The sequence below is a fragment of the Deltaproteobacteria bacterium genome, assembly GCA_003696105.1.
Taxonomy (GTDB): Bacteria; Myxococcota_A; Polyangia; order Haliangiales; family J016; genus J016.
On record RFGE01000009.1, the window covers coordinates 1 to 8,412 of the forward strand.

An 8,412-nucleotide genomic window follows, 5' to 3' on the forward strand; every position below is an offset into this window, starting at 1 on the left:
AACACCACCGGCGGCACGTTCCGCATCGTCGGCGCGCCGCCGGACGGCTACCGGTGCGCCGGGGACGGGTGGACGGCGCCGCCGCTGAAGCAGACGACGCCACGCGGGCCGATGACGCTGGGCCCGGGCGACGACAACCCGATCGAGTGGCGGGTGTTCAGGCGGCCGACGGCGAGCCGGAGACGATCGCGGCCGGCGGGGCGACCTACGCTTACTTCGCGGTCGACATTCCGGCGGCAGGCGCCCAGCCGACCGCGCGGCGGCTCTGGGCCCCCGTCGTCCGCGACGCGGTATTCGAACACCGCTCGCGTCGGCCGTAGCTGCCGCCCGGTGTGCGCCACCACGTGCTGATGCACCATCGCGGCGCGCCGGCAATGGTGCCGGCGCGCCTTTTTTTGGGGCGCGGGGATCTTTGGCGGCCGGCGCCAATGCCGCCGACACTCCCGCGCCGGGTTCGTCCTAAGTAGCTGCGATTCAGTCGGTTTTGCGCTGGCCCGACCGTTGCACGAGCAGCGGTCGCGATGGACGGACCGCCGCTGGACAGCAAGGAGCTCGAGGCGATCCGCGAGGCGATGCAGGTGGCGTCGGACGCACCTCCGCGCCCCTCCGACGACATCGACCCCGACGACGTGTCGCCGCTGGCGCTGATCGCCGAGGATCGCGCGGCGGTCACCGCGCGCCCCGAGGGCGGCAAGCTCGGCCAGCGGTGGGCGCGCGAGCTGCGCCACACGCTGCGCCACTTGCTGTCCGACGACACCGCGTTCGAAGTGGTGAGCAGCGACGTGGTCGACGGCCCGACGCTGCGCGACGACCTCACCGCGATGTGGACGGCGATGGTCGCACCGCGCGGCCGTCGCGGGCACGCGCTGATCGCCGTAGGCGGCTCGGTCGTCGAGGGGCTCGTCGCCCGCCGGCTCGGCGACACGGGCACCGTCGCCGAGTCGAACCGGGCACCGTCGCGCGCCGCGTTGCGACTGTTCGACCCGCTCGGCCGCGCCGTGGTCACGGCGCTCGTCCGCGCGTGGCGCGACGCGCAGGCGTGCGAGGTGGAACCGCTGACCGACGCCGACCGGGCGGAGGCAGCCGGCCGCGCGTTGACCGACTGCGAGCTGCTCGTCGCGGTGACGTTGTCGGTCAAGGGGGCCGTGTCGGGCCGCCTGCTGATCGTCGCCCGGCCCGAGACGCTGGTCCCACCGCCCGCGCCGGTGGATGCGGTTCCGGCGCCGCCCGGCGCGATCGAGGACGCGCTCGGAGCCGTTCCCGTCGAGCTTCGCGTCGACCTCGGTTCGGCGAAGATGACGCGCCGCCAGCTCGCCGCCCTGCACGTGGGCGCCGTCATCGAGCTCGGCTCGTTCGTGGACGACCTGTTGCCGGTCGAGTGCGGCGGAGTCGTCAAGGCCTACGGCCGCGCCGTCGTTCACCGCGGCGTGCTCGCCGTCGAGATCGCCGATACCGCCGCGAGGAGGAATGCTGCATGAGCGACGATATCCCGACCCCCCAGGACACGCCCGGTGCCGATGACGTGCCGACGCCGATGGACATGCCGCAGGCCGACGCGACGTCGTCGCCGTCGTTCGAAGCGGTGCTGCACGACGTGCCGCTCGTCGTGTCGGTGGAACTCGGCCGCGTGACGATGAACCTGCGCGAGGTCGCCCAGCGGCTCGGCCCGGGGTCCGTGATCGCGCTGAACAAGGCGGCCGGAGACACCCTGGACATCCGCGTCAACGACCGGCTCGTCGCACGGGGCGAGGCGGTCGCCATTGGCGAGCGCTGCGGCATTCGCATCGTCGAGATCGTCGGCGCCGCGGAGGCGGATCGGGCATGACCGCGCTGGCCGTCCTCGCCTTGTTGCCCGCGACCGCCGCGGTCGCCGCGCCGGCCGCCGCCGAACCGACCGCCGTCGACGCCGGTGACCACGTCGTCGTCATCGTCCCGGGCGCCGAACCGGCGGACGCGCCGGTCACCGCACACGGCGATCAGATCGTGGTGCCGACGACCGACGGGCCGCGCGCGCGCAGGAAAGTCCGCGTCGTCGACGACACGGTCAAGTACATCCGCCACTACGGCGGCAGCCGGCCGCGCGTGACGCTGCAGCTTCGGCACGGACGCGAGATGACGCGGAAGCTCGCCGCGGCCGCGCGCGTGTCGTTCGTCGACGGTGCGCTGCGCGTCGAGGTGCCGCGCGCGCCGGGCATCGCGCTGCCGCCGCCCGCCACCGCCACCGCCCCGGCGCCCCAGGCGCGCGCCACCGCCACCGACGCGACCGCACCGGCGGCCGACGCGACCGCACCGGCGGTGGTGCCCGCAGCGGCCCCCGCGACGACGCCGGCCGACGCCGCGGACGCGACCGTGGCGGCCGCCGTGTCGGAGCCACCGCCGCGCGCGTTGGCCGACGATGCGCGCGACCGTGGCGGCCACGCCGGCGCCACCGCGATCCTCGCGATCCTCGCGATCGGCGCCAGCGCCGGCCTGTGGTGGTGGCAGCGCCGGCGCGGCCCCCGCGCCGCCGTCACCGACGGCGACATCGAGGTCGTCGCGTCGCGCAGCCTCGGCGGCAAGGCGCGAATCGTGCTCCTGCGCGCGGCCGGTCGTGAAGTATTGCTGTCGATCGGCGACAAGGGGCCGCAGCTGATCGCTCAGTGGAAGCGCAGCGCGCGCGGCAGCGCCGGCGCGGCGCTCGCGACCGACCGGACGGCCGCCTCGGCCGACCCCCGACCGAGCGCGCCGCAGCCGATCACGTCGCCCGCGCCGTCGGTGTCCGCACCCGCGGCGTCGCCGGCCGTCGCGGGTCTGCTCAAGCTCCGCGACGAGAAGCTACCGCCGGTGTCTCCGGAGGTCGCGACCGACGACGCCGACGCCGACATCGAATGGGCGCGCGAGCTGTTGCTCGCAACGCGAGGAGGCCGCGCGGCGTGAACACGGCGGTGCAGACGGCTGCGCAGGTCGCCCAGTCCGGCGGCCAGGCCACGGCAATCCAACTCGCCGTCATCCTGGCGATCGCGTCGCTGGCGCCCGCGATCGTACTCACCTGCACCTGCTTCGCCCGCTTCGCCATCGTCTTTAGTTTCCTTCGCAACGGATTGGCGACCCAGGCCGCGCCGCCGAGCCAGGTACTCGTCGGTCTCGCCCTGTTCATGACGTTGTTCGTCATGGCGCCCGTGATCGCCCAGGTCAACGACAAGGCCGTGCAGCCCTACCTCGCCGGCGACATCGGCGAGAAGCAGGCGTTCGAGGCGGCCGCTCCGCCGGTGCGGCGGTTCTTGCTCGAGCGCACCCGCGCGGCCGACTTGCGCCTGTTTTACGAGGTGTCGTCCGCGCCACGGCCCGCGAACGCCGACGACGTGCCGATGCGCATCGCGATTCCGGCGTTCGTCGTGTCCGAGCTGCGCACGGCGTTCGAGATTGGCCTCGTCCTGCTCCTTCCGTTCTTGGTCATCGACCTGATCACCGCGACGGTGCTCACGTCGCTCGGCATGATCATGCTGCCGCCGGTCATCGTATCGCTGCCGATCAAGCTGCTCGTGTTCGTCGCGGTCGACGGCTGGCACCTGGTCGTCGAGTCGCTGCTGCGGGGGGTGATGTAATGGACGTCGGCCACCTGCTCGATCTGTGGCGCGGCGCGCTGTCGGTGATCGCCGTCGTCGCGACGCCGTTTTTGACCGCCGCGCTGTCCGTCGGCCTGGCGACGTCGCTGTTTCAGGCCGCGACGCAGATGCAGGAAAACGTGCTGTCGTTCGTACCGAAGGTGCTGGCCGTCGGCGGCGTTCTGGCCGTCGCCGGTCCGTGGATCCTCGAGAAGCTGGCCGCGTACACGACCGAAGTCGTGCACGCGACCGTGGCGATCGCGCAGAGGGTGGGGCAATGACCGTCGCGATCGTCGCCGCGTTCGTCGCCGCCGTCGCGCGCTGTGCCGCGTTTCTCCACGCCGCGCCGGTCATCGGCGAGTCCTTCATCCCGGCAAACATCCGCCTGACGGTGGCGGCGGCCATGGCCGCGGCGATCACGCCCCTGCGTGGCCCGCTCGACCCGGCGCTGTTGCCGGTCGCGATCCCGAGTGAGATCGTGGTCGGCGCGCTGGCGGGACTCGCGGCCCGCGTCGTCGTCGCTGGCGCCGAGTCGGCCGGCCAGATCATCGGCCTCCAGATCGGCCTCGGGTTCGCCGCCAGCTACGACCCCGCGCTCGGGGAGACCGCGCTGGCCGCGCGCCGCGTCGCGTGGTGCCTCGCGGCGCTCGCGTTCGTGATCGCGGGCGGCGTCGAGGCGGCGGTTCCCGTCCTCGTCGGCGACGCGCCGGCCGCCGTCGCGTTGGCCGCCGGCGTGCGCGGCCTGATCGATCTCGGCGCCGGCATGTTCGTCGCGGCGGTCCGGCTCGCCGCCCCCGCGATCCTCGCCGGCCTGATCGCGAACCTCGTCATGGCGCTCGCGTCGCGGGCGGCGCCGGCACTCAACGTGTTCTCCGTCATGCTCGCCGGCGTCCTGGTCGTCGGCGGAGCCGTATTGATCGCAACCGCGCCCGCGTTTATCCGCGACGTCGCGGGCATCGGACGCCGAGCGGCCGACGCGGTGTCAGGAGTGTTGCCGTGAGCGCGCCGGACAAGGATCAGCGCACCCACGCGCCAACGCCGAAGCGCATCCGCGAGTTCCGCAAGCGCGGCGACATCGCGCGGTCGCGCGACGTGACCACGACCGCGACCCTTGCCGGTGGCTTGATCGCCTGCGTCGTCGCGTCCGGTCCGATGTGGCGCGCGATCGAGACGCTCATGCGGCGCGCTCTGCACGGCGCGGGCACCGCCGATCCGGCGCTCCCCGCCGTCGCCGCGCGGTCGTTCGCGATGGCATGCCTGCCGGCCGCGGCGGGCGCCCTCGCCGGATACGCGCTGGCATCGGCGTGGCAGCTCGGCTGGCCGCCCGTGTTCGCCTTCCCCAAGCTCAACCTCGGCCGCGTCGTGTCGGCCGAGTCAATCAAGAACATCTTCGCACCGACGGCGATGGCGCGCCGCGCGCTGCTGTCCACCGCGAAGGTCGCGTTCGTCGGCTACGCCGGCTACCTCGCGGTCGAGGCGGAGCTGCATCGGTTCTTGCGGCAGCCGGCGCTGGAGCCGGGGGCGCTCGGGGCGCGCGCGGTGTCGGGCACCGCGCGGCTCGTCCAGTACGCGGGCCTGGCGCTGGCGGTGCTCGCGGCGGTCGACTACCTGTGGCAACGGCGCGACCTCATGGGGCGCATGCGCATGACCCTCGACGAGGTCAAGCGCGAAAACAAAGAACAAGAGGGCGACCCGCACATTCGCCGCGAGCGGCGCCGCCGCCAGCGCGAACTCGCGCGCCGCCGGCTGCCCGCCCAGGTCAAACAGGCGGACGTCGTCGTCGTCAACCCGACACACTTTGCGGTCGCGCTGCGCTACCGCGCGGACGAGCACAACGCCCCGGTCGTCGTGGCGAAGGGGCGTGGCCCGGTCGCCCAGCGCATTCGCGACATCGCTCGCAACGCGCAGATTCCGATCCTGAGCCGGCCGCCGCTGGCGCGCCTCATCTACAGGCTCGTGCCCGAGGGGCGTGAGATCCCGGCGCAGCTGTACCAGGCGGTCGCCGAGGTGCTCGCGGTCGTCTACCGCATCCGTGCCAGGAGGTTCGCGTCGTGACCCGCTCGGCCCGCAGCGACATCTTCGTGGCCGCCGGCGTGCTCGGCGTGCTCGCGCTCACCATCTTGCCGCTGCCGCCGCGGCTGATGGACGCGCTGTTGGCACTGAGCCTGTGCGCGGCAGTGCTCACGTTCCTCGTTTCGATCTACGTCGACAAGCCGCTGGACTTTTCGACGTTCCCGTCGCTGCTGCTGTTCGTCACCCTGTTTCGGCTGTCGCTGAACATCGCAACCACGCGGATGATTCTGTCGCACGGCGGCGACGGCGACGGCGCAGTCGGCCGCGTGATCCAGGCGTTCGGCGAGTTCGCCGTCGGCGGCAACTTCGTCGTCGGCGGCGTCGTGTTCCTGATCATCGTCATCGTCAACTTCATCGTGATCACCAAGGGTGCCGAGCGCATCTCGGAGGTGTCCGCCCGGTTCACCCTCGACGCGCTGCCCGGCAAGCAGATGGCGATCGACGCCGACCTCGGCGCCGGCCTGATCACGGAGAAGCAGGCGCGGGAACGGCGCGCCGCGCTCGAGCGCCAGACGGACTTCTACGGGGCGATGGACGGCGCGTCCAAGTTCGTCCGCGGCGATGCGGTCGCGGGCCTGCTCATCACCGGCATCAACATCATCGGCGGCATGATCATCGGCGTCGCGCAAAACGACATGTCAGCCGCCGACGCCGCGTCGACTTACACGGTGCTGTCGATCGGCGACGGGTTGATGTCGCAGATCCCGGCGCTCCTCGTGTCGACCGGAGCCGCGCTGCTCACGACGCGCAGCTCGCGCGACGAATCCCTCGGCCAGTCCCTCGGCGCGCAGTTGTTCTCTCGCCGGCGGCCGCTCGCGATCGTCGCGGCGATCCTCACGACCCTCGGCCTGGTACCGGGCATGCCGACGCTGGCGCTCGTCGGCCTCGGCGCGATCGTCGGCATCGGCGCGATGAAGGCCAAGGAAGGGCCGGCCGCCGGCAACGATCGCACCGACGTCGACCGCCCGGCGCCGGCGGATCCGACCGACCCGGCGGTGCAGCAGCAAGAGATCGCCAACCTGCTGCCGATCGATCTGCTGTCGCTCGAGGTGGGGCTCGACTTGCTCGGCATGGTCGACGCCGACCGCGGCGGCGAGCTGCTCACGCGCATCGCGTCGGTGCGTAAACAGCTCGCGGCGGAACTCGGCCTGATCGTGCCGCCGGTGCACGTGCGAGACGACCTCACCATGCGGCCCGGGGCGTACCGCGTGCTCGTGTCGGGCGTGCCGGTCGCCGAGGGCGAGGTGCGCGCCAACAAACTGCTCGCGATCGATCCGTCGGGAACGGGTACTCGCGGCATCGCCGGCGAACAGGTGACCGAGCCGACGTTCGGCTTGCCCGCCAAGTGGATCGATCCGGCGGACCGCGCTCGCGTCGAGGCGGCCGGCTGCACGGTGGTCGATGCATCGGCCGTGATCGCGACGCACCTCACCGAAGTAATCCGGCGCAACGCCGCCGACCTGTTCGGCCGCCGTGAGGCGCAGGAGCTGATCGAACTGGCCGGCAAGCGCGACGAGAAAGTAGTCGAGGAGCTGATCCCCAACCTGATGTCGCTCGGCGAGGTCATTCAGGTGCTGCGCAACCTGCTGCGCGAGGGCGTGTCGATCCGCGACATGCGCACCATCCTCGAAACGCTGGCCGACCACGCAGGCCGCACCAAGGATCCGGACGAACTCACCGAGTTGGTTCGCCAGCGTCTGGGCCGTCGCATCACGCGCGCCAACCTCAGCGATGCGGGCGACCTGCGCGCGATGGTGCTCGACCCGCGCGCCGAGGATCTGTTTCGCGAGGGCGCGCGCGGCGAACTGCGCAACCCGCGCGCGCTCACGAAGCTCACCGAGACGCTCGAACGCGCGGCTCGCGCGGCACTCGAGCGCGACGAGCCGCCGCTGTTGGTCGTCGCGCCCGACGTGCGCCGGGCGGTCGCCGCCGTCGCCGAGCGCCACATCCCCGGCCTGCAGGTCATGAGCTACCGCGAAATCGATCCGTCGATCCCGTTTGTCACACGCGGCGTCGTCGCCGCCGAGGAGGCCACTGCATGAAGATCCGAAAGTTCGAGGCGAGCAACATGCGTGAGGCGCTCGCGCAAATCAAGCGCGAGCTCGGACCGGACGCGATGGTGGTCGCAACCCGCCAGATCCGCCGCGGACTGCTCGGCGTGGGCGTCGAGGTGACCGCGGCGATCGATTCCGACCCCGAGGACTTACCCCCGGCGCCCGCCGCTGGATCGCAGCCGGTGCCGAGCCCGGGGCTCACGGCCGCGGATGTCGAGCGCGTGGTGGCGCCACTGCGGGCCGAACTGCAGTCGCTGCGCAAGCTCGTGCGGTCGCGCGGCGACTCGCGCGGAAACGAGGCACTGCGAGCCGAACTGATCGCGCTGCGCGAGGCGATCGCGGGCCTGGGCGCGGCGCGCGACGAGGCGGCGATGCCGTCGATCGCGGAATTGGCGGCGACGCGCAAGCTGGCGGCGCCGTCGCGCAGCCGCTGCGTCGCCCTGGTCGGCCCGACCGGCGTCGGCAAGACCACCACGATCGCCAAGCTCGCCGGGCGCGACGCGCTCATGCACGACTACGACGTCGCGCTGGTGACGATGGACAACTACCGGGTCGGCGGCGAGGACCAGATGCGCATCTTTGCGGATCTGATCGGCGCTCCCCTGCACAAGGTGAGCAAGCCGTCGCAGCTCGAGGACGTGCTCGAGCTGTGCGAAGACTGCGACCGGATCTACATCGACACCGCCGGCCGCAGCCCCCGG

Annotated in this window: 9 protein-coding genes; all 9 read left to right on the forward strand. The window is 72.4% G+C overall.

Going from position 1 to position 8,412, the window contains the following annotated elements:
- The first annotated feature begins 521 nt into the window (after positions 1 to 521).
- Positions 522 to 1,478, forward strand: coding sequence for a flagellar motor switch protein FliM (locus tag D6689_00535; GenBank protein RMH45161.1), 957 nt, complete (start codon positions 522 to 524; stop codon positions 1,476 to 1,478).
- 56 nt (positions 1,479 to 1,534) lie between these two features.
- Entirely contained in the window at positions 1,535 to 1,825 is a 291-nt protein-coding gene (locus D6689_00540; GenBank protein ID RMH45168.1) for a flagellar motor switch protein FliN, read from the forward strand.
- Positions 1,826 to 1,848: 23 nt separating this feature from the next.
- On the forward strand, positions 1,849 to 2,916 hold the full coding sequence (locus tag D6689_00545; GenBank protein RMH45162.1) for a hypothetical protein: 1,068 nt from the start codon (positions 1,849 to 1,851) through the stop codon (positions 2,914 to 2,916).
- The gene (fliP, locus tag D6689_00550; GenBank protein RMH45163.1) at positions 2,868 to 3,584 is read left to right on the forward strand and encodes a flagellar biosynthetic protein FliP; all 717 of its coding nucleotides are present in this window, start codon (positions 2,868 to 2,870) and stop codon (positions 3,582 to 3,584) included. Before D6689_00545 ends, fliP begins: the two co-directional genes overlap by 49 nt.
- The gene (locus D6689_00555) at positions 3,584 to 3,865 is read left to right on the forward strand and encodes a hypothetical protein (GenBank protein ID RMH45164.1); all 282 of its coding nucleotides are present in this window, start codon (positions 3,584 to 3,586) and stop codon (positions 3,863 to 3,865) included. The genes fliP and D6689_00555 overlap by 1 nt, the downstream gene beginning before the upstream one ends.
- Positions 3,862 to 4,584 (forward strand): type III secretion protein, encoded by a 723-nt coding sequence (locus D6689_00560; GenBank protein ID RMH45165.1) that lies wholly within the window; start codon positions 3,862 to 3,864, stop codon positions 4,582 to 4,584. Before D6689_00555 ends, D6689_00560 begins: the two co-directional genes overlap by 4 nt.
- On the forward strand, positions 4,497 to 5,639 hold the full coding sequence (locus tag D6689_00565) for an EscU/YscU/HrcU family type III secretion system export apparatus switch protein (GenBank protein RMH45169.1): 1,143 nt from the start codon (positions 4,497 to 4,499) through the stop codon (positions 5,637 to 5,639). The genes D6689_00560 and D6689_00565 overlap by 88 nt, the downstream gene beginning before the upstream one ends.
- Positions 5,636 to 7,699, forward strand: a complete 2,064-nt coding sequence (flhA, locus tag D6689_00570) for a flagellar biosynthesis protein FlhA (protein RMH45166.1) — start codon at positions 5,636 to 5,638, stop codon at positions 7,697 to 7,699. The genes D6689_00565 and flhA overlap by 4 nt, the downstream gene beginning before the upstream one ends.
- The coding region (locus D6689_00575) for a hypothetical protein (GenBank protein ID RMH45167.1) at positions 7,696 to 8,412 on the forward strand (717 nt) is incomplete at its 3' end. The genes flhA and D6689_00575, both read left to right, overlap by 4 nt.

Excerpts from the sequence above, each read along its gene's own strand:
- D6689_00535 (RMH45161.1), top strand. The coding sequence starts at position 522 with ATGGACGGACCGCCGCTGGACAGCAAGGAGCTCGAGGCGATCCGCGAG.
- D6689_00540 (RMH45168.1), top strand. The coding sequence starts at position 1,535 with ATGGACATGCCGCAGGCCGACGCGACGTCGTCGCCGTCGTTCGAAGCG.
- fliP (RMH45163.1), top strand. The coding sequence starts at position 2,868 with ATGGGCGCGCGAGCTGTTGCTCGCAACGCGAGGAGGCCGCGCGGCGTG.
- D6689_00555 (RMH45164.1), top strand. The coding sequence starts at position 3,584 with ATGGACGTCGGCCACCTGCTCGATCTGTGGCGCGGCGCGCTGTCGGTG.
- D6689_00560 (RMH45165.1), top strand. The coding sequence starts at position 3,862 with ATGACCGTCGCGATCGTCGCCGCGTTCGTCGCCGCCGTCGCGCGCTGT.